Genomic DNA, 21,176 nt, shown 5'->3' on the forward strand with positions numbered 1-21,176 from the left:
AATGATACTTTTAATAGATAATTATGATTCATTTACTTATAATCTTTACCAGTATATTGGTGAAATATATGAGGATATAAAAGTTTTTAGAAATGACAAAATATCACTGGATGAGATAAAGAGGTTAAATCCTGAAGGAATAATACTTTCCCCGGGACCAGGTATCCCTGAAAATGCAGGTATATGCATAGAGGTTATAAAAAGATTTGGAGGTAAGATACCTATTTTGGGAATATGTCTAGGTCATCAGGCTATTGGATGTGCTTACGGTGGAAAAGTAGTGAGAGCAAACAATATAATGCATGGAAAGACATCAGAAGTAAGCATAGTCCAAAATAAATTATTTAAAAATTTGGAAAATTCTATAAATGTCATGAGATACCACTCTCTCATAATAGAAAAAAGCACTTTACCAGAAGAACTTGAGGTAACGGCGGAAAGTTTGGATGACAGAGAAATAATGGCTGTGAAGCACAGAGAATATGAAGTTTATGGACTCCAATTTCATCCGGAATCAATTCTTACAGAGAAGGGAAAGCAAATAATAAAAAATTTTTTGGGGGGGATTTGTAATGTTACAGCAGACAATAGAGAAAATCATATGTAAAAGTAATTTAGAAGAAAGTGAAGCCTATGAAGCTATGAACGAAATAATGCAGGGAAATGCAGAAGATTCCCAAATAGGGGCTTTCCTAGTGGCTTTAAGAATGAAAGGTGAAACTGCAGAAGAAATAACAGGGTTTGCAAGGGCTATGAGAGATAATGCGCAGAATTTAAAACTCAAGTCTGAATATGTTATTGATACTTGTGGAACAGGAGGGGATGGAGGTAGAACATTTAATATATCAACGGCAGTATCCTTTGTAGCTGCAGCTGCAGGAGTGAAAGTGGCAAAACACGGAAACAGAGCAGTATCAAGTAAAAGTGGAAGTGCAGATGTGCTTGAAAAGCTGGGTTTTAATATAAACTTAGAACCAAAATATGCTTCCAATTGTATTGATAAAAACGGTATGGCATTCTTGTTTGCTCAAAAGTACCACCGTGCAATGAAAAATGTAGCCGGTCCAAGAAAACAATTGGGTATAAGAACAGTATTTAATTTACTAGGCCCTCTTACGAATCCAGCTTTTGTAAAAGGCCAGGTACTTGGAGTATATGATAAGAATTTGACTCACACAGCGGCAAAAGTACTTTCAAATTTAGGCTGTGAAAGAGCTATGGTAGTTTGCGGAGAAGATGGACTTGATGAAATAACTACTACTGCGAATACCTATGTGAGTGAATTAAAAGATGGAAAAGTATCAGATTATAAAATAAATCCAGAAGATTTTGAAATTAATTTATGCAGTATGGATGCCATAAGAGGAGATACTGCTGAAGAAAATGCAGAACTTATACGCAAAATTTTTCAAGGAGAAAAAAGTGCTAGAAGAGATATTGTAGTTTTAAACAGTGCAGCAGCTTTATATGTTGGAAAAGCATGTGAAAGCATGGAAGAAGGGGTGAAGATGGCAGAAGATATTATAGATTCTAAAAAAGCTTATGAAAAGATGAATGAACTTATAAAGTGCAGTAATAATTTTTAGGAGGCATGAAAAAATGATACTTGATGAAATAGTGAAAGCTAAAAGACCTCAATTGGAATTTGAAAAACAAAATATGCCTCTTACTAAAATAATAGAAGGATGCAGTGGAAAGGCTACAAGAGATTTTAGAAAAGCATTTGGCAAAGAGAAAATATCTATCATTGCAGAGATAAAGAAAGCATCACCTTCAAAAGGTATTATTGTAGAAGATTTTGATCCAGTAAGTACAGCTAAAATATATGAAAGCATAGATATAGATGCAGTGTCTGTACTTACAGAAAAAAATTTCTTTAAGGGAAGTGATAAATATATAAATAAAGTAAAAGGGGTAAATTCAAAGCCCATTTTGAGAAAGGATTTTATAATTGATACCTATCAAATATATCAATCCAAATTTATAGGTGCAGATGCTATTTTACTTATAACAGCCATCTTAAAAGATAAATTAAAAGATTATTACAATTTAGCAGAAAGTATTGGACTTCAATGTTTGGTAGAAGTCCATGATGAAGAAGAACTTGAAATCGCACTTGAAGCTGAATGTTCCATTGTAGGAATTAACAATAGAAACTTAAAAGATTTTACAGAAGACTTGAAAAATACAGAAAGAATTATAAAGAAAATACCAGAGAAAGTTTTAGTAGTTTCTGAAAGTGCCATAAAGACTCCAGAAGATATAAGGTATTTAAATGGCTTAGGTGTAAGTGCAGTGCTTATAGGAGAAACTTTTATGAGAAATATTGAAAATGAGTATAAGTTAAGAGATTTTATAAAACAGTCCAAGTTTTGAAAAGGGTGAATTTATGACTTTAGTAAAGGTATGTGGTATAAGGCGGGGTGAAGATGTAGAATTTTTAAACAAGCTCCTTCCAGACTACGCTGGATTTGTGTTTTGTAAAAGCAAAAGGCAGGTTACTTTAAAATTAGCAGAAGAACTTGTTAAAAAGTTGGATAAAAGAATAAAGAGGGTTGGGATTTTTCAAAACAATAGTTTGGAAGAAGTGAAAAATACAGCAGAAATGTTGAAATTAGATGTAATCCAGCTTCATGGAAGGGAAGATGAAAATTATATAAAAAACTTGCATCCATTTAAAATATGGAAAAGTGTAAGCATTGATGTAAAAAGTTCGTTAGAAGATCTAAAAGACAAGATAGATAAAATATCAAATTGTAATGTGGAAGCAGTACTTGTAGATAGCAGTGTAGGTGGAAAAACTGGAGGTACAGGTACAAGTTTTAATTGGAACGTATTAGAAAACTTAAATATAAATAAGAAATTAGTACTCGCAGGAGGTCTTAATCCAGATAACATAAATACTGCTTTAGAATGTGTAAAACCCTATGTAGTAGACGTATCCAGCGGGGTTGAAGAAAATGGTGTAAAGAGTTTTAAAAAAATAGATCAATTTATAAAGAAAGTGAGGAATTTTTAATGGATGGAAGGTTTGGAAAATTTGGAGGACAGTATGTACCAGAAACAATAATGAATGCAGTTATGCAGCTTGAAAAGGAGTTTAATAAAGCAATAAAAGATGAAAAATTTATAGAGGAATATAAGTACTACCTTAAAGATTATGTGGGAAGAGAAAATCCATTGTATTTTGCAAAGAATTTTACTGAAAAATTAGGTGGAGCAAAAATATATCTTAAAAGAGAAGATTTAAACCATACGGGAGCACATAAAATAAACAATGCACTAGGACAGGTGCTTCTTGCAAAGAGAATGGGTAAAAAAAGGGTTATAGCTGAAACAGGAGCTGGACAGCATGGGGTAGCTACGGCTACGGCAGCTGCTATCTTTGGCATGGAATGTGAAGTATTTATGGGTGAAGAAGACATAAGAAGACAAGCTCTTAATGTATTTAAGATGAAAATATTAGGATCAAAAGTAACTTCTGTAACTTCGGGAACGGGAACCTTAAAGGATGCTGTAAATGAAGCTATGAGAAATTGGGTGTCAAATATAGAAGATACCTTTTATGTAATAGGCTCTGTAATGGGACCGCATCCTTATCCAACTATGGTTAGAGATTTTCAAAGGGTAATTGGGGATGAAGCTAGAAAGCAGATTTTAGAAAAAGAGGGAAGACTTCCTGATTATGTCATAGCTTGTGTAGGTGGTGGAAGCAATTCCATGGGAATTTTTTATCCCTTTGTAGAAGATACTTCTGTAAAATTGGTAGGAGTAGAGGCTGCAGGAAAAGGACTTGATACGGATGAACATGCAGCTACTATATCAAAGGGTTCTGTAGGGGTAATTCACGGTATGATGACTTATGTACTTCAAGATGAGGATGGTCAAATACTTCCTGCTTATTCTATATCAGCAGGACTTGATTATCCAGGAATAGGACCGGAACACGCATATTATCATGATATAAAAAGGGCAACTTATGAATCAGCTACAGATAAAGAAGCAGTGAATGCATTTACCTACTTGTCACAGGTTGAGGGAATAATTCCAGCACTTGAAAGCTCTCATGCCCTGGCTTATGCAATGAAGCTTGCTCCAAAACTTAGTAAGGATAAAATAATCATTGTAAATTTATCTGGAAGAGGAGACAAAGATATAAATACTATAGCTAATATAATGGGGGTAGAATTATAATGAATAGAATAGATTTCAAATTTTCAAAGTTAAAGGAAAGAGGAGAAAAAGCCCTAATACCATTTATAACTTCAGGAGATCCAGATTTAGACACTACTGTAGAATTAGTAATTGCAATGGAAGAAGCAGGAGCAGATATAATAGAACTTGGAATACCTTATTCAGATCCTCTGGCAGATGGACCTACTATACAGGCATCTTCAAATAGATCCCTTAAAGGCGGAACGAAAATATCAGGTATAATGGACACGGTGAAAAAGATAAGAGAGAAAACAGAAGTACCTTTAGTGTATCTTGTTTACTATAACTCCATATTCAAGTATGGTATGGAAAAGTTTATAAGAGAGTGCAGCGAGTGCGGTGTAGACGGAATTATAATACCAGATCTTCCTATAGAAGAGAGAAAGGATATTATAGCTATTGGTAAGAAATACAATGTACATCTTATTCCACTAGTAGCACCTACTTCAAAGGAGAGAATAGAAAAGATAGTAAAAGATGCGGGTGGATTTGTATATTGTGTTTCTGTAAATGGTGTTACAGGTACGAGGAGCAGCATAAATACTGATATTGAGGAATATATGAATATAATTTCAAGTTATACGGATGTTCCAAAGGCACTTGGATTTGGAATATCCTCAGCAGAGATGGCTGCAAAATTCAAGCCTTATTGTGAAGGGATAATTGTGGGAAGTGCAGTAATTAAAAAGATAGAAGCTGGAAAAAGTAAAGAAGACATAGTTGAAAATGTAAAAAAGTTCATTAGAGAATTAAAATTAGCTTAAGATAAAAAATAACCGGTATATGTTTGTAATCCGGTTATTTTTTTTATTTAAAACTATGGTGGACAGTATGATAGTACAAAAATAATAATTTAGAAAGTAATGCTATTTTCACATTGTTAATAAATTTGACACTCAAATAACATACTTGTAATGTAAATTAGATATGAATAAATTAGAACCAGATTATTCAAGAACTTATTGTAAATTATTCATATTTAATTGAAAGAAGGTTGACATAGTGAATAGAAAAGTTAAATTTACAAGAAAAAGCATTTTGTTATCATTAATTTTAATGTTATCTGCAGTGTTGAATTTTGCTAATTTGGGTATAGAAGGAAATGCAAATACTTTTTATGCTGCAGGTGTAAAAAGTATGATGATGAATTTTAAAAATTTCTTTTTTGCATCTTTTGATCCATCAGGTTTTGTAACCATTGATAAACCACCTTTAGGTTTTTGGATTCAAACTATATCTGCAAAAATATTTGGATTTAGTGGATGGAGTATAATTCTTCCACAGGCGCTTGCAGGAGTAATTTCTGTTGCAATTATATATTATCTTGTTAAAAGATCTTTTGGAGCTTCGGCAGGACTTATTGCAGCACTGTGTCTTGCAGTAACACCAATATCTGTAGCAGCGGCTAGAAACAATACTATTGATAATTTGCTTGTTATGTTTTTATTGCTAGCATGTTTAGCTGCACAAATAGCTGCTGAAAGAGGCAAAATTAGTTATCTTATATTGAGTTTGGTTCTTATAGGCATAGGATTTAATATAAAAATGGTTGAAGCCTATATGGTAGCGCCTGCTGTATATATAACATATCTTCTTGCTTCTACTATGAGCTTTAAGAAGAAAATAAAGGATCTTATTTTAGGTACAGTTGTACTTTTAGTAGTATCACTATCCTGGGCTATAGTTGTAGATTTGGTACCAGCAAGTAATAGGCCTTATATAGGCAGCAGTACTAATAATACAGTTATGCAGCTTATAATAGGTCATAATGGACTGGAAAGGATTGGAATAAACGGAAGGAATGCTGGTAAAGGTCAAAAGCAGCAGGGAACATTAAAAAATGAATTTAATAAAAACAATACTAAAAGAACATTAGGTCAGGGTGACTTTGGAAATAGACCTAATGGATCAAATAAAAACAATCCATATTTTAATAATGCACAAGGTGGTATGAGATCTAACTCAAAGTCCGGTATTTTTAGATTATTTGGTAATGGCAATATGTCAGATCAAATATCCTGGTTTTTACTATTTGCTATGATTGGATTTATTGCTGCAGCCATAAAGGAAAAGTTAAAGGCTCCCTTTGATAGTAAAAGAAAGTTATCTCTAATATTATGGGTTATGTGGTTATTGCCTGAGTTCATATATTTTAGTTTTTCAAAAAATGTAACACACACATACTATTTAACAACAATGGCACCATCTATTGCAGCTTTGACTGGAATTGGATTGTCAGCTATGTGGACACTTTATAAAGAAGGCGGCTTAAAATCCTGGATTTTGCCAATAGGGCTTATTGCAAATGGTTGTGCTGAGATACTTATTTTATCTTATAATTATAATAGATCAAATGGGTACAAGATTATAATTATAATAACAGGGATTTTATGCATTATATCTTCACTAATATTATGTATAATTAATTTAATTAGAAGTAAAGAGAAAAATTCAGGTTTTAGTAGTAATACAGCATTGAGTAAAATGTTGGTTAGTATTGCTTTTATAGGAATTTTAGCTGCTCCTACAGTGTGGTCATTTACTCCAATGATTTACAAAATGAATGGAAGTAGTCCATCAGCTGGATTGGAACTTGCAAGGAGTAATCAGCAAAGAGATATGGGTAACACCAATAACTCAAAACTCATAAAATTCTTAGAGAATAATAAAACAAATGAAAAGTATCTTGTTGTAGTGCCTTCAGCTAATTCTTATGGTTCAGATTTAATACTTAAAACTGGTCAACCTGTAATGGCACTTGGAGGATTTAGTGGATCAGATCCTATACTTACAGTAGATAAGTTCAAAAAATTGGTTAATGATGGAGCTATAAGGTATGCTCTGGTAAGTGCAGGCAATGGCAGAGGCTTTATGGGTTTCGGGGGTCATGGGAGTAATTCGAATAATGATATTGATAATTGGATTAAGCAAAACGGAAAGGTTGTTCCAGATAGTAAATGGAGTAATTCTAATACGCCTGAGAGCAAGGCTAAAAACCAAAGAACTAATGGATTTGTTGGATTTGGTGGAGAAAACAATTCTATGAAATTATATGATTTAGGTAAATGATGCGAAATGGAGACATTGAAGTAAAAATAAATTATGTTGTTAGATAAAGTCTTTATAGTATAAAAAACCTATCAAAATGTTTTATTATTATAAGTGATGAAACAAACAAAATAAAACATTTTGATGGGATCTTATGCAAGATTTATTAATAGAAATATTTTATGACGTAGATAATTATTGTATCTTTCTTCGAATGTAAGTTCTATTTTTTCAGCCATTTAATTTATTTTTAATACAGCTTTAATAACTTTACCATTGTGAGAGTCTTCGAAAGCTTTGTTAATATCTTCAAAATCATAGAATTTAATTAATTTATCAAATGGAAATTTACCTTCTTTATAGTATTGAATTAATTGAGGAATAAACAACTTTGGAATAGAATCACCTTCTACAATCCCAATTAGAGATTTTGCTTCACCCATTAATTCTTCTTGTACATTAATGGTCAAATCTCCAGTTGCCCCTAGAACTACTGCAGTACCTAAGAAACGAACACAAGCAAGAGCTTTCTTTACAAAATCACCAACTCCAGTGGTATCAATTGCATAGTGACATCCTCCATTTGTGATTTTCTTAATTTCACAAACTATATCATCAGTTTCTTTTCTGTTTATAGTATGAGTTGCTCCAAGCTCTTTTGCAAGTTCTAAACTGCTTGGATTTCCTCCTACTGCAATAATTTTTGAACATCCTGTAATTTTAGCTGCCATAATAGCACTCATTCCTACAGTTCCACATCCAAATACCGCAATAGTAGAACCAAATTTTGGATTTAATCTATTTAATACAGCACCTGCACCTGTTTGGATGCCACAACCTAGAGGGCCTACCAATGCAAGATCTATATCATCATCAACCTTTATTGCACTGTTTTGATTTACCACTGCATAAGTTGCAAAAGAGGATTGTCCAAAGAATGAAGATATTTCTTTTCCATTTTGTGAAAGTCTCTTTGTACCATCACTCATAACCCCACCAAAATTAATTGCATTAAAATTTTCACATGCATGTTGATGTGCACTTAGACAGTTTTCACAATGTCCACAAAATCCAAAGGAAAATCCAACACGGTCCCCCTTTTTAAACTCAATAACACTACTACCAACCTCTTCTACAATACCACAACCTTCATGTCCAAATACTGCTGGTAAAGGTACCGGAATCGCTTGTAGTTTTGCAACTTCATCAGTATGACAAACACCACTTGATACTATTTTTACAAGTATTTCATCTGCCTTTGGTGATGCTAATTCTACCTCTTCAATTTTAAAATCTTGTCCTTTTTCATGAACTACTGCCGCTTTTATTTTCATAATAATCCCCTTTCTTTAAATATCTAGTACACGATAGTATCCGTTTGTAACTGCATCAACAACACGACCCGGCTTAATACAGTCACCTGTTTCAAATACACGTGGTGCTGCGTTATAGAAGCTGTCTGCAACTGCACGGTCAGCTTTCATACCTGCTGCTAACAAAATGCTGTCAGCCTCAAAAGTAACTTCACCATCGGTCGTCTCACAGACAAGTCCTTCAGCTGTAACAGCCTTTGCCTTTGTATTTACATTGATCTTTATATTGCTGCCACGCATTGCCATTATCATTGCACTTTTGTGCATAAAATAAGAATCTATTGCCCAGTCACTTTTCATCTCAACGATTGTAACATCCTTTCCAAGTCTATCCAGATAAATTGCACATTCGCATCCAACAAGACCTCCGCCAAGGATAACAACCTTCTGTCCAAGTGCAGGAGCTTTCTGATGAAGAGCTTCAAGGCCAACAACTTTCTCATCATCAATTCCAGGGATTGGTGGAACAATCGGTTTAGCACCAATAGCTGTAATGATGACATCAGCATTCTTTGCTGCAGCCTGCTCAGCAGTAATCTCTGTATTCAAATAAACCTCAACGCCTGATTTCTCCAAACGTCCTTTTAATACTTTTACAAAGTTGAACATATCCTGCTTAAAAGGAATATACTGTTCAGAAAGAAGCTGTCCACCAAGTTCACTGCTTTTTTCATAAAGAGTAACAGAATGACCACGATGAGCTGCTGTAATAGCTGCTTCCATACCGCCTGGGCCACCACCAACTACGATAACTTTCTTTGGCGTTGTGGCTGGGAATGCATGCTTGTTTTCTAGTTCATTACCAATAACTGGATTGAGTGCACAACAGAATGTTCTATTTGTTAAATAATTGAAGAAACAGGTGTAGCAGCGGCAGCAGCGATTAATATCATCTGCATTTCCTGAAAATGATTTCTCCGGGAAATATGGATCAGCTAGTGATTGACGTGCAATTTGTATGATATCTGCTTTTCCTGAAGCAATAATTTCTTCCATCATGTCCGGATCATTTAGTCCACCTAATGTAGCAACCGGTGTCTTAACGTGCTTTTTAATCTCAGACGCAAGATATACATTATATCCATGTTCAATAAACATAGATGGGTGGGTAAGTGTAAATACCTCCGGATCTTCATGAATACCAGCAGAAACATGGATAATATCGACCTTCCCATCCAGCATTTTGGCCATCTTGATGCCTTCTTCGATTGTGTATCCATCTTTCGTATACTCTGCTCCACTCATACGGAATTCAATTGGATAATTAGATCCAACAGCTTCACGTACTTTTTCTATTACCAGCAGTGGAAAACGCATACGATTCTCAAGACTGCCACCCCATTTATCTGTTCTGTGATTCATCGTTGGAGAGCTGAACTGACCAAGCAGCCATCCATGACCACCATGGATAAGTACCATGTCAAAGCCAGCCTCTTTCACAAGCTTTGCACCTTTAGCAAAACAATCCGCAACTCTATAGATATCCTCATCTGTCATGCTGCGAACCTGAAGTCCCTCTGGATTTATTTCATCATTGGGTCCAATTAATGTGCCCTCAGCATTGCCATGACCACGGGCATTGCCATATTTTCCTCCGTGGGCGAGCTCCATTACTGCATTACAATTGTGACGATGCATAGCGTTTGCAGCTTCCTTAAGTGAAGGGAGAGACATTATGTCATAGAGTTTTATTTCTTTTGTGTGTGTACGACCAATAGCATCTACAATACCAAGACCAATGGCTACACTGGCAAGACCACCGCGTGCACGATTTTCATGGAATGCGATTTCTTCTTTCCTCATATTACAGTTTGCGTCTAATTCCGGGTTGGACATAGGCGCACCAAAAATTCTGTTTTTAAAAGTAACTCCGTTAATCTTAATAGGACTTGCAAGATGTGGATAATATTTGTTTTTCATATCCTTTTTCTCCTTTTTTATCTAAGTTTGATAATTTCTTGACACCTTAAGTATATATGATAAAATTAAGACAAAAAAGAAGAAAAATTATTGTATATCTACAACCAAAAGGTTGCATGCAGAAGACTGTTTCATGAACATTTGCAATTTTTAATTATAGTTGTGCTATTTTCTATAAGAAATTTATTATACAATGTGTGATAATTTACTATATTTAAAAAAGTTATGAGGGAGGATGAGTTATGACATTCAGACAAATGGAAGTCTTTATAGAAGTATGCGAGTGCAAAAGTATCAATAAGGCATCTGCGGTATATCATGTGTCCCAGCAAGGCATATCCAAAATAGTCCGAGAACTGGAAAAAGAGCTGGGATGCCAACTGCTTTACAGAAATAGCAATGGAGTATCTCCTACAAAATATGGTGCGTATTTTCTGGATGAATGTCGTATTATTCTAGAGCGAAAAAGATATATGTATTCCCATATTTCTCAGATAAAAGATGTGCCTCAGGAAACCATTTTTCTTGGTATGGCCTTTGGCGTAATTTCTGTACTGCCTTATAAACTGATTATAGATTTCGAGAATACACATCCACACGTGAATATTGAATATTCAGATCATGCAGACTTTTATCTGGAAGAACTTTTGAAAAAAGACGAATATGATTTCTGTATTACAACTGGTGTTATAGATGTAGACCGCTTTTCTGCTGAATGTCTAATTCAAGAACATATATATCTGTGTATTCCTTGGACACATGAATTATACCGCAAAAAACATATCCAAGTAGATGATTTGAACTGTCAACGATATGCCATGTTTAACACACAATTTCACATACGACACAATTTCATTGCGACTTGTCGAAATGCAGGATTTAACCCAATTATTGATATATCATCTGGTGATTTCAACTCTTTAAGAGAGATTGCACAACATAACAACCTTCTGTTTGTTGTTCCGGCACATACCATACGTTCGGATGATTCCAAGCTCAGATATTATAAATTCCCGGATGATAACTTTAGTTGGGACGTATATTTCGTAAAGAAAAAAAACAAAGTGTTGACTGAAAATATGTTGGCATTTTATCGATATATAAAACAACAACTTCCTAAACTTAACAATCATCAGAGTACAATAACTTTCAATGATCTCAATGAATAGCAAGCTCAACCTTTTAAGTTTCGCAACTAATTAAAGCCGAGCTTAGGTCTGGAAATGTTTACACATCAAGACAGGTTATAAGATTTATTGGCCCTGTACTAAAAAGATATATAGATAAAGTTCCAGAATTATATGAAATTATATGATTTAGGTAAATGACGCAAAATGGAGGTATTGAAGTAAAATAAATTACATTGTTAGATAGAGTCTCTATAGTATAAAATAGCTGCACCTATTTTATTATAGACAGAATAAAGTTTCTTATAAATAAGTGTTATTATATACATCTAGATTATGAGTAGTACCTCATAATCTAAACAGGATGCTCTTTCGAGCATCCTCATAAGGAGTAAAAACCACTAAAAAGCAATACAATTTATATTTTGGTTGAATGCTGTACCGGAAGTGACGTTATTAGCTAGGGTGACAATAACTCTAACACTATAAGTTGATGTATCTGTAGCTACTGCAGTATCAACGTAAGTGTTGGCAATAGGAAATCGTTGAGTTCCGGCTGATGCTATTGATCTTTCTAATACTCTAGTGGTGATTAAAGTAGAATTTCTGTATAATCTTGCTTCGAAAGTAATACTTGAGTTCGCAGTAGTGACAAATTCTACTGAAAGAGCATAGTCAACTTTTATATTTTCGCCAATTGTGTCAGATACAGATACAGATACTACTGAAACTTCAGTATTTAGAGGAGGATATACAGCGATACCACCAGCAATTTCATTAAAGAATAGGTTGGGTGCTCCGGTTGCTCCAGTAGGGCCAGTGATTCCAGTAGCTCCGGTATCGCCAGTAGGTCCTGTAATACCAGTAGAACCTGTTGGGCCTGTAATTCCAGTTGAACCAGTAGCTCCAGTGACTCCGGTAGGACCATTAGCTCCGGTTGCTCCAGTAGAGCCTGTAGGTCCAGTTGCACCAGTTGTTCCAGTAGCTCCTGTGTCTCCTGTAGGTCCGGTTACTCCAGTTGGTCCGGTTACTCCGGTTGAGCCTGTTGCTCCAGTTTCACCTGTAACTCCAGTAGGACCAGTGACTCCAGTAGGGCCGGTTTCACCTGTAACTCCTGTTGGGCCTGTAACTCCTGTAGGTCCTGTAGAACCTGTTGCACCAGTAGGACCAGCAGCTCCAGTAGGACCGGTTGCACCAGTAGGACCGGTTGCACCAGTAGGACCGGTTGCTCCAGTTGGTCCTGTAGAACCAGTAGCTCCAGTAGCTCCGGTATCGCCAGTAGGTCCTGTAATACCAGTAGAACCTGTTGGGCCTGTAATTCCAGTTGAACCAGTAGCTCCAGTGACTCCGGTAGGACCATTAGCTCCGGTTGCTCCAGTAGAGCCCGTAGGTCCAGTTGCACCAGTTGTTCCAGTAGCTCCTGTGTCTCCTGTAGGTCCGGTATCGCCAGTAGCTCCAGTAGAGCCTGTTACCCCAGTAGGACCGGTTGCTCCAGTTGGTCCTGTAGAACCAGTTGTTCCGGTAGGACCGGTATCGCCAGTAGGTCCTGTAACACCAGTAGAACCTGTTGAACCTGTAACTCCAGTTGAACCAGTAGCTCCAGTGACTCCGGTAGGACCATTAGCTCCGGTTGCTCCAGTAGAGCCTGTAGGTCCAGTTGCACCAGTTGTTCCAGTAGCTCCTGTGTCTCCTGTAGGTCCGGTTACTCCAGTTGGTCCGGTTACTCCGGTTGAGCCTGTTGCTCCAGTTTCACCTGTAACTCCAGTAGTACCAGCAGCTCCAGTAGGACCGGTTGAACCAGTAGAGCCAGTAGAGCCAGTAGAGCCAGTAGAGCCAGTAATTCCGGTAGGTCCGGTATCGCCTGTAGAACCTGTAACTCCTGCAGATCCAGTAGCTCCGGTTGAACCAGTAGCTCCGGTTGCTCCAGTTGTTCCGGTAGGTCCGGTATCGCCAGTAGAACCTGTTGCTCCGGTTGGGCCTGTAACTCCTGTTGGACCAGTAGCACCTGTAGAGCCAGTATAACCAGTGACTCCAGTAGAACCTGTAGAGCCAGTAACTCCTGTAGGTCCGGTATCGCCAGTAGCTCCAGTAGAACCGGTTACTCCAGTTGGTCCTGTAGGACCAGTAGCTCCAGTAGAGCCTGTTACCCCAGTAGGACCTGTTACTCCAGTTGGTCCTGTAGAACCAGTTGTTCCGGTAGGTCCTGTAACACCAGTAGGTCCTGTAGGTCCGGTTGCTCCAGTAGGACCAGTAATGCCAGTAGGTACTAGCGTACCATATTCTATATTTAAAAATGGTCTCTGACTATGAAATGGCCATTCCTTGGAGAAATACCCTAGTATAGTATCAATAACATTTTCTATCCCAACCAGTGTAATTCCATTATTCGTCATAGATCCATTTAACCAGTCAATTACTAAATCTGTTATATCAATACTAATAAACTTACCAACATCGCTATCTGTTACAATTGTAGAATAGATTGTTGGATTCAATGGAGGTGCATTATTCCACGTAACTGTATTCTCCGAAAAGTTACTTGTATTTGTAAACACAGTGACAGTTTGTGGAGATAATAATACATCGGGTGTATCTTTTCTATTAATAAATAATTCTAGTGAAGCTTGCAGTATACTACTCCCTGTTGGAATAACATTAGATAAATCAAATTTTAGTAGACTTCTAAATATATCATTAGTTGAAACAAATCTTCCTGTAAATAAAAGGCTTGAAGCGCTAAAATTTGTATTAGGATTTAACAGAGATATATATGCATCATCACTAGGATTAACTTGTACAAACGGCATAATTCTATCACTTCTTTCTTTTTATTCTCTTTTGCTTTTATGACAATATTTATACCTAGCCTATTACAATATATGCGTTGATAATAAAATAGGATACTTTAATTTTAAGGATTTCGAGGAAATAAGGTTTGATTGTTAGAACTGCCATAAAGAGCATCATTTTCACTTTATTTAGCAATAAATAAAAGTAATTGAGAAATTACTTTCAAAAGATGTTGATTATATAAGAATATTTAAAAAAATAGTGCAAAGAACTTTACACTAACTTATTATTTTGGAAGAGTTTTGTATGTATAAAATGAACAATAAAAGAAAAATTTTTACAAAAGTACTTGATAACATTTAGTAGTATGTCTTATAATATAGTAAAGAACTATATTATAGTATGATGTACTTTGTAAGATGAACTAATTTAGTTGGGAGTGCTGCTCTAATGGAATTTGAAAAGGAATTATTAAAAGGATATATTGATATAATCGTTTTATCAGTTTTAAAAAATAAAGATATGTACGGGTATGAAATAGGAAAAACAATAAAACAGGCAAATAAAAACTTTCAGATGAAGGAAGCAACTTTATATGTATCCTTAAAAAGAATGGAAAAGAGAAATTACCTGGAAGGATACTGGAATGACGATGAGAATACTGGAGGCGGAAGAAGACGTTATTACAGAATTACACAAGAAGGTTTGAATTTTTTCAGAGAAAAAGTTCAAGAATGGATGGCTCTTAGGGAATTATTAGATCATTTTTTGGGGGTGAATATTAATGAATAAAATTGATTTGTATGTAAAACGTATTTGCAGCAAATTCAATGGATCTGACAAGGATATCCAAATACTTAAGGAGGAACTGACATCAAACCTGAATGATGAGGTGTCAGAGCTTCAAAATCAAGGCTTCAGCGAAGAAGAAAGTATACAAATTGCTTTAAAAAATTTTGGCGAAGAAAACAATGTTATTTTAGAAATGAACAGCATATGGACAAGAAAAAGCGAGTCTACTTTGAAGATTATAAAAACAGCAATTGCCATTTTTATCATTGGCTGTGCTTTTCTTATTATTCACATCGCTTTTAATAATGACAGTGATATTTTTCAAAATTTTACTTCTTTACTTTTTAACGTTTCTTGGATTATTGGGTGCATTACTTTTTACCAATATATTAATATTGAGAAGAAAAGCGGATTTTTAACTCTAATAGTGCTATGCGATATCATTTTTAGCGGATTTTTTGTTTGTTGTATACTTTTTCCAAATCACATAAAAGAAACCTTAATCATTATATTCGGTATTGTATTAATTACAATTTTAGTTATGAAGCTATATTTCATTAAGAATAAACTTCAAAATCTAAATTAAAAGTATGCTAAAATAATAAAATTTAATTTTTATGGGGAGGTTTAATTATGTCTAACTTAAATCCTTTTAAAATTTTATCAAATCTTGAAAATGAAAAATCAGAGGTTAAAAAACTGAGTATTACAGATGCTGTACTTGCTGCAATTTCTTATGTATTGATATCGTCTTTTCTTTTAGGAATCGGTTTCAGTGTGATTCGTTCATTCAGTAATAGTATATTACAATTGTTACTATCTATTTTTGCAGTAGGAGTTACTTTTTTTGCAGTCACTGCAGTATTCTATGCATATTACATTACTAATCTTAGTAAAGATAAAATCAAAGTAAGACTGGTAAAAAAATTCACTTTAATTAATGCATTACTTTTAGTACTGATTGTTTTAGGTTATCTTATGTTCTTTGATTCACTTCTGATGCCAATAGATAAAATTCTTCCGGGATTTAGTTCAGTTACAGAAAGCATACAGCTTATTAATAAAAATTCTATATTTTTTATTGGATATTTGTGTATCATTGGACCTTTATTAACAGAGTTTGTATTTAGAGGGATTATTGTCGACGGACTTTCAAAAAAATATTCCAGCCTAAAAACAATACTGGTATCCTCATTGTTGTTTGGAATATCTACCTTTAACCCTGCAGGATTTATGTGCGCTTTTTTACTTGGAATCTTATTAGGTTATCTTTATATAAAAACTCATTCATTATATTTGTGCATAATTGGAGATATACTTTATAGCTCAATTACGAGCATTTTGCTTCAATACTATCCACAGTTTTTATTGTTAATTAGTTCAAATACTCTTATTATAGTCCTATTAACGATCATTGGACTTTTGATAATATATTTTGGCATGAAAAAACTTTTCTCAAATATTAAAAATCAATATTGATTTAAATAAGTATTTTAAAACAACAAATAAAGATACGGATTCCATTTATCCTGACGTAAATATTACTTTAAAAGCATCGTCTTATTTTAATGGTAAGGATGATTTTTTAAATTATATTTTGGATAAACAAAGTATTAAGTAAAAAAAGTGTACCTTTTATTAAGAACAATAAAAAAAGAGTTATATTAAATTAGGAAGATGATTTCTGTATTGTACCGGAGTCATCTTTTTTAGTCCCTATTGATATCTATAGTTATTATAGTGAAACATGTAGTTTTTGAATTCAATCTATGTACCTTGAAGCCTAATATTTGACAATTGTTCAGTTATTATAGTTCATTTTTCTAAAATGCTTTCAGCATCAGATCTGAATGTTGCAGCAATGCTTCATATGCACCGGCAGAATCTCCTTCGCATATGGCATTCAATATTTTTCGATGACACTCATATACCTCTTTTCTTGATAGTTTATTATCTGTAAGCTGTAATTCAGGATGATTATAAAATCCCATAGGGGAATGCTGCAGATTACTAAAATAAGGATCTCCCAATGACTCAAGTAACTCCTGATGGAACTTTTGGTCTAAAGCAAAATATTCATCATACTGTAATTTTAGCAAGTGCTTCATCAAACCTCTTCATATCGTTTGCAGTAGCAAACTCAATCTTTCAGGTTTTGCTTGCTATATTTTCGACTTCTACCTACCTGGTACATTATATGCAGTCCAATATATTTTGAATATGTATAGTCCAATGCCTTTTTAGTATCTTGACAAATAGAAACTAATAGCATAAAATATAGTTAGAATTCTTACTTTAAGTATTCTAACTATATGAAAGGTGATGTTTATGGCAAAAGATGAATTTCGAGAATTGCACGACTTATTATTTAAAATTATGGGCTTATTCCATGCAAAATTTATCCGTAAATTTTGCACGGAAAGCCCAAATCATCCAGAACTAAAAAAAAATCATACTGCAATCATTGGGTTCCTTTATCAATATAAGGTTCTTACTGCAACAGAAATTTCAAAGATGCTTAATATGGAAAAAGGCAGCTTAACTACATTGATTGATCAATTAGAAGGATTAGGTCTTGTTATTCGCTGCAATGATGCTAATGACCGACGAAAAGTACTTATATCCCTTACAGATACTGGAAAAATGGAAATGGAAAGTATTATGAAAATTTCCATTCACCGTATGAGCGAAATTCTAAGTACTGCAGATCCTAATGAACTAGCAAAATTTACTGACAGTCTCAAATATGCTGTGGAGTTTATGCAAAAATTTTAAGAAGGTGAATTAAAAATGAATGGCACAAACGAGCTTAGAAATGGAAAAATTAGTACTTTATTATGGAAGTTTTCCTGGCCAGCTGTTATAGCTATGCTGGTAAATTCTATGTACAACATTATTGATCGTATATTTGTAGGTCGTGGTGTTGGTCCAATTGCCATCGCAGCCATAACTGTAGCCTTTCCAATTATGCTTATTCTTATGGCAGTATCCGTATTAATTGGAGTTGGCGCTACATCACTTATTTCCATTCGGTTAGGTGAAAAAAAACCAGAAGAAGCTGAGAAAATAGCTGGAAATGCTGCATTATTGTTGGTTTTACTACCTCTTTGTATTAGCATTATTTATTTTCTTTTTAGCGTTCCTATTTTAACTTTTTTTGGTGCAAGCGCTGAGGTTTTGCCTTATGCTAAAGCTTTTATCAATATTATAATGATGGCATCATCTTTAGGCTCTATAAGCATGGGAATGGTTAATTTTATTAGAGCTGAAGGTAATCCTAGGATGTCCATGTATACTCAAGTAATCGGAACTCTTATCAATATAATTTTAAATTACATTTTCGTTATGAAATTAGGTTTTGGAATTAGAGGATCTGCTCTTGCAACTGTCTGTGGTCAGATATTTTCATCTATTTGGGTGTTAACTTATTTTCTATTTGGCCCTAGTATTATAAAAATAAAGTTAAAAAATCTCAAGTTGCATAAAAACTTAGTTATTAGCATTATGTCTATTGGTTTCGCTCCTTTTGCAATGCAATTAGCTAACAGTCTTCAAAATACTATCTTGAATAAAGCATTAATGAATTATGGTGGAGATATGGCATTATCCTCTATGGGTATTATTGGAAGCATAGCCACATTAATGTTTATGCCTATTCTTGGTATTAGCCAAGGTGCTCAGCCAATCATTGGCTTCAATTATGGTGCCAAGGAATTTACCAGAGTAAAAGAAGCCCTGAAAAAAGCAGTTATTGCTGGTACAATTATAGCAGTATTCAGTACTGCAGTAGTTCATTTATGGCCTAGTCAAATTGCCAATATGTTCATTAATAATAATCCTAAGCTAACTCAATTAACTGCTCACGCAATGTGTATCTTCTTTTTTATGTTTCCTGTGGCTGGTTTTCAAATTGTCTCTTCCCAGTACTTTCAGGCAGTTGGCAAACCAATTCAATCTACAATTCTGGGGTTATCCAGACAATTGTTCTTATTGGTTCCACTATTATTGATATTACCACGCTTTTGGGGTATTGAAGGTGTTTGGAGAACTCCACCTATAGCAGATATTTTGTCTGCTCTTATAACTGCAAGCGTTGTGTTTTTTGAAATGAAACATATAAAAGAGAATGAAAAGGAACAGCTTCAAAGCAATACCTTTGATAGTGCTATTATTGAGAAATAAGTTTTTTTCTACATTGGAAATATATACAAAGTTATTTGAAAATAAGTATTTAAAAAAGGAGTGTATTACACCATACATTGGTTTGTGATATACTCTTTGTTTTTTAATTAAAGTTAAATAATGTATAATTAGTTTATATATTGATTTTATTAAAAATAGAGAAAAGAGCAGAATAATTATTAATAACTTGTTCTAATTATTCAATTAGATTATTGTACCTTCAAAATGATCCATTTCATGTTGAATTATTTGTGCTGTAAATCCAGTAAACACTTGCTTTTGATTCTTAAAATTTCTATCAAGATACTTCACTTCTATCATTTCATATCTTTTTGTTTTTTCTTTGTTAATTCAAATAATTCATTTTTTATTGTTACTCCTATTATTTCTTTTGATTTTGCATCATTTCAAGTCCTAAATTTATTTTCTCTACCATAAAATTATTACCGGTTACGCAATATATCTTCTTTGCTATTTCTATTTCATTTAACCCTTTTTCAACTTTTCCATTTGCATAATAATAAAGACCCTCTAAGTAGAATAAAATAACTTTCCAGGTAAGCATAGTTACATCTTTTGTTAATTCATATAGTCTATCAATGGCTTTTTTAGCAAGCGAATATTTCTCCGTGTAAATTAGATGAAATAAGTTATTTGTTAACAAATGGCAAATATATACCGCAAAATCTGGATAATACTTGTATTTCTCAATTGAATTCCACGCACATTGGAATAACTCTGTTTTTCCTTCTCCATCTTCATATAAAAAACTCATGTCAGAAAATAGTCTGAGTTCAGAAAGATTCCAACTTTCTACATCAAATAAGTATTTCTGTATATTTCTTTTTGCAATCTGATAATCATGAGATTTCTCATAATCAGATTCTTTATAAAATGCCTTTAGAGCAAGAATTTCCATATACCTTATCATACTAGCAGAGTCTTTGTTTTTATATGCTTCCTCTTGCATCTTAATTTCTATTTTCTTCGAATATGCAGCATCTTCTCTAAACTTTTCCATATCTAATTCAAATAGAGAATCATCAATAACCGGGTTATGGAAATCATTATGAATTAGTATTAACTCATCTACCGAAATCATTAAACGGCTTAAAATTTTTATCATCAAAGAAAATTTTATATCATACAATCCTTTTTCAAAATCAATTGCAAATGATTTACTTAGAATACCAGTATATATCTCTTTCTGACTAAATCCTTTACTTTTACGAATCTTGCGAATTGTACAACCATATTTCTCCATATAACACCCCATGTATAATAATCTTTATTTTTACTATACCACAAAATACATAATTTAGGTACGAATACCTGGACCTTTTTGAAGATTCATTCCTTGATAGTATAAACTAAAATTACAAATAGAAAGGAGTTGAGATATATGAAAGGCATCCATATCCCACGCAAAAAGAAAGAGAGAAAATTTGGAATAGGAATTATAAAAGTAAAAGATTTTGATGATACAAAATTAAAGGAAGAACTATCTAAGTTAGATTGTTACCTAAAAAATTTATTTAAAAGTTAACCCTAACTGTCTTGAAAACTTTATAACTCAATGACTATTATGTAAGTGTAAAAAGGTGCTCTTCATTTCCTTCAAAAACACTAAATCTTCACCTATTTAATACTCTTTCTTCATCTATTATATACCATAAATCAAAGTCTAATAAGTTTAATTCTAATGTACCTGCATTTGAAAAAATACAGG

General features: G+C 33.9%; 19 protein-coding genes and 1 pseudogene. 14 read left to right on the forward strand and 6 right to left on the reverse strand.

Annotation, left to right across the window (positions count from 1 at the left end):
• Position 1 precedes the first annotated feature (1 nt).
• The 7 genes from WY13_RS05895 (at position 2) to WY13_RS05925 (ending at position 7,284) form a co-directional block, all read left to right on the forward strand.
• Positions 2 to 607 (forward strand): anthranilate synthase component II, encoded by a 606-nt coding sequence (locus tag WY13_RS05895; protein ID WP_063554776.1) that lies wholly within the window; start codon positions 2 to 4, stop codon positions 605 to 607.
• Positions 573 to 1,586 carry an anthranilate phosphoribosyltransferase gene (gene trpD / locus WY13_RS05900; protein ID WP_063554777.1) on the forward strand — a complete coding sequence of 338 codons (1,014 nt, stop codon included), beginning with the start codon at positions 573 to 575 and terminating at the stop codon, positions 1,584 to 1,586. Before WY13_RS05895 ends, trpD begins: the two co-directional genes overlap by 35 nt.
• A 13-nt stretch (positions 1,587 to 1,599) precedes the next feature.
• Positions 1,600 to 2,376 carry an indole-3-glycerol phosphate synthase TrpC gene (gene trpC, locus WY13_RS05905; RefSeq protein ID WP_063554778.1) on the forward strand — a complete coding sequence of 259 codons (777 nt, stop codon included), beginning with the start codon at positions 1,600 to 1,602 and terminating at the stop codon, positions 2,374 to 2,376.
• 13 nt (positions 2,377 to 2,389) lie between these two features.
• On the forward strand, positions 2,390 to 3,019 hold the full coding sequence (locus tag WY13_RS05910) for a phosphoribosylanthranilate isomerase (protein ID WP_063554779.1): 630 nt from the start codon (positions 2,390 to 2,392) through the stop codon (positions 3,017 to 3,019).
• Complete coding sequence (gene trpB / locus WY13_RS05915) at positions 3,019 to 4,194, forward strand: tryptophan synthase subunit beta (protein WP_063554780.1); 1,176 nt, start codon at positions 3,019 to 3,021, stop codon at positions 4,192 to 4,194. Before WY13_RS05910 ends, trpB begins: the two co-directional genes overlap by 1 nt.
• On the forward strand, positions 4,194 to 4,979 hold the full coding sequence (trpA, locus tag WY13_RS05920) for a tryptophan synthase subunit alpha (protein ID WP_063554781.1): 786 nt from the start codon (positions 4,194 to 4,196) through the stop codon (positions 4,977 to 4,979). Before trpB ends, trpA begins: the two co-directional genes overlap by 1 nt.
• Positions 4,980 to 5,217: 238 nt before the next feature.
• Positions 5,218 to 7,284, forward strand: coding sequence for a glycosyltransferase family 39 protein (locus WY13_RS05925; protein ID WP_156498974.1), 2,067 nt, complete (start codon positions 5,218 to 5,220; stop codon positions 7,282 to 7,284).
• 218 nt (positions 7,285 to 7,502) lie between these two features.
• Here the strand turns inward: WY13_RS05925 and WY13_RS05930 are convergent, their stop codons facing one another.
• Both WY13_RS05930 and WY13_RS05935 read right to left on the reverse strand, forming a co-directional pair.
• Positions 7,503 to 8,597, reverse strand: a complete 1,095-nt coding sequence (locus tag WY13_RS05930) for an NAD(P)-dependent alcohol dehydrogenase (RefSeq protein ID WP_063554782.1) — start codon at positions 8,595 to 8,597, stop codon at positions 7,503 to 7,505.
• A gap of 15 nt (positions 8,598 to 8,612) precedes the next feature.
• Entirely contained in the window at positions 8,613 to 10,556 is a 1,944-nt protein-coding gene (locus WY13_RS05935) for an FAD-dependent oxidoreductase (RefSeq protein WP_063554783.1), read from the reverse strand.
• Positions 10,557 to 10,798: 242 nt separating this feature from the next.
• Between WY13_RS05935 and WY13_RS05940 the strand changes: the two genes are divergently transcribed.
• Positions 10,799 to 11,725, forward strand: a complete 927-nt coding sequence (locus tag WY13_RS05940; protein WP_063554784.1) for a LysR family transcriptional regulator — start codon at positions 10,799 to 10,801, stop codon at positions 11,723 to 11,725.
• Between the two features lie 359 nt (positions 11,726 to 12,084).
• Here WY13_RS05940 and WY13_RS22175 read toward each other — a convergent pair whose 3' ends face one another.
• The gene (locus WY13_RS22175) at positions 12,085 to 14,490 is read right to left on the reverse strand and encodes a DNRLRE domain-containing protein (RefSeq protein ID WP_063554785.1); all 2,406 of its coding nucleotides are present in this window, start codon (positions 14,488 to 14,490) and stop codon (positions 12,085 to 12,087) included.
• Between the two features lie 433 nt (positions 14,491 to 14,923).
• Here WY13_RS22175 and WY13_RS05950 point away from each other — a divergent pair, with 433 nt between their 5' ends.
• The 3 genes from WY13_RS05950 to WY13_RS05960 are packed head-to-tail and all read left to right on the forward strand — an operon-like array spanning position 14,924 to position 16,744.
• On the forward strand, positions 14,924 to 15,265 hold the full coding sequence (locus WY13_RS05950; protein ID WP_063554786.1) for a PadR family transcriptional regulator: 342 nt from the start codon (positions 14,924 to 14,926) through the stop codon (positions 15,263 to 15,265).
• Positions 15,258 to 15,851, forward strand: a complete 594-nt coding sequence (locus WY13_RS05955; RefSeq protein WP_063554787.1) for a permease prefix domain 1-containing protein — start codon at positions 15,258 to 15,260, stop codon at positions 15,849 to 15,851. Before WY13_RS05950 ends, WY13_RS05955 begins: the two co-directional genes overlap by 8 nt.
• Before the next feature lie 47 nt (positions 15,852 to 15,898).
• Positions 15,899 to 16,744, forward strand: coding sequence for a CPBP family intramembrane glutamic endopeptidase (locus WY13_RS05960; RefSeq protein ID WP_063554788.1), 846 nt, complete (start codon positions 15,899 to 15,901; stop codon positions 16,742 to 16,744).
• A gap of 344 nt (positions 16,745 to 17,088) precedes the next feature.
• On the opposite strand, the gene WY13_RS05965 is transcribed toward WY13_RS05960, so the two are convergent.
• The gene (locus WY13_RS05965; RefSeq protein WP_063554789.1) at positions 17,089 to 17,373 is read right to left on the reverse strand and encodes an FCD domain-containing protein; all 285 of its coding nucleotides are present in this window, start codon (positions 17,371 to 17,373) and stop codon (positions 17,089 to 17,091) included.
• A gap of 220 nt (positions 17,374 to 17,593) precedes the next feature.
• Here WY13_RS05965 and WY13_RS05970 point away from each other — a divergent pair, with 220 nt between their 5' ends.
• Together WY13_RS05970 and WY13_RS05975 are read left to right on the forward strand one after the other, a co-directional pair.
• Positions 17,594 to 18,040, forward strand: coding sequence for a MarR family winged helix-turn-helix transcriptional regulator (locus tag WY13_RS05970; RefSeq protein WP_063554790.1), 447 nt, complete (start codon positions 17,594 to 17,596; stop codon positions 18,038 to 18,040).
• Between the two features lie 15 nt (positions 18,041 to 18,055).
• Positions 18,056 to 19,447, forward strand: a complete 1,392-nt coding sequence (locus WY13_RS05975) for an MATE family efflux transporter (RefSeq protein ID WP_063554791.1) — start codon at positions 18,056 to 18,058, stop codon at positions 19,445 to 19,447.
• Between the two features lie 204 nt (positions 19,448 to 19,651).
• Here WY13_RS05975 and WY13_RS05980 read toward each other — a convergent pair.
• Positions 19,652 to 19,786: pseudogene (locus tag WY13_RS05980) on the reverse strand (peptide deformylase); the annotation flags it as partial.
• Positions 19,787 to 19,829: 43 nt separating this feature from the next.
• The gene (locus WY13_RS05985; RefSeq protein ID WP_063554792.1) at positions 19,830 to 20,711 is read right to left on the reverse strand and encodes an Rgg/GadR/MutR family transcriptional regulator; all 882 of its coding nucleotides are present in this window, start codon (positions 20,709 to 20,711) and stop codon (positions 19,830 to 19,832) included.
• A 138-nt stretch (positions 20,712 to 20,849) separates the two neighbouring features.
• Here WY13_RS05985 and WY13_RS20870 point away from each other — a divergent pair, with 138 nt between their 5' ends.
• Positions 20,850 to 20,993, forward strand: a complete 144-nt coding sequence (locus WY13_RS20870; RefSeq protein ID WP_156498975.1) for a hypothetical protein — start codon at positions 20,850 to 20,852, stop codon at positions 20,991 to 20,993.
• Positions 20,994 to 21,176 lie beyond the last annotated feature (183 nt).

It is taken from the genome of Clostridium ljungdahlii, from assembly GCF_001636845.1.
GTDB classification, from domain to species: Bacteria; Bacillota; Clostridia; order Clostridiales; family Clostridiaceae; genus Clostridium_B; species Clostridium_B ljungdahlii_A.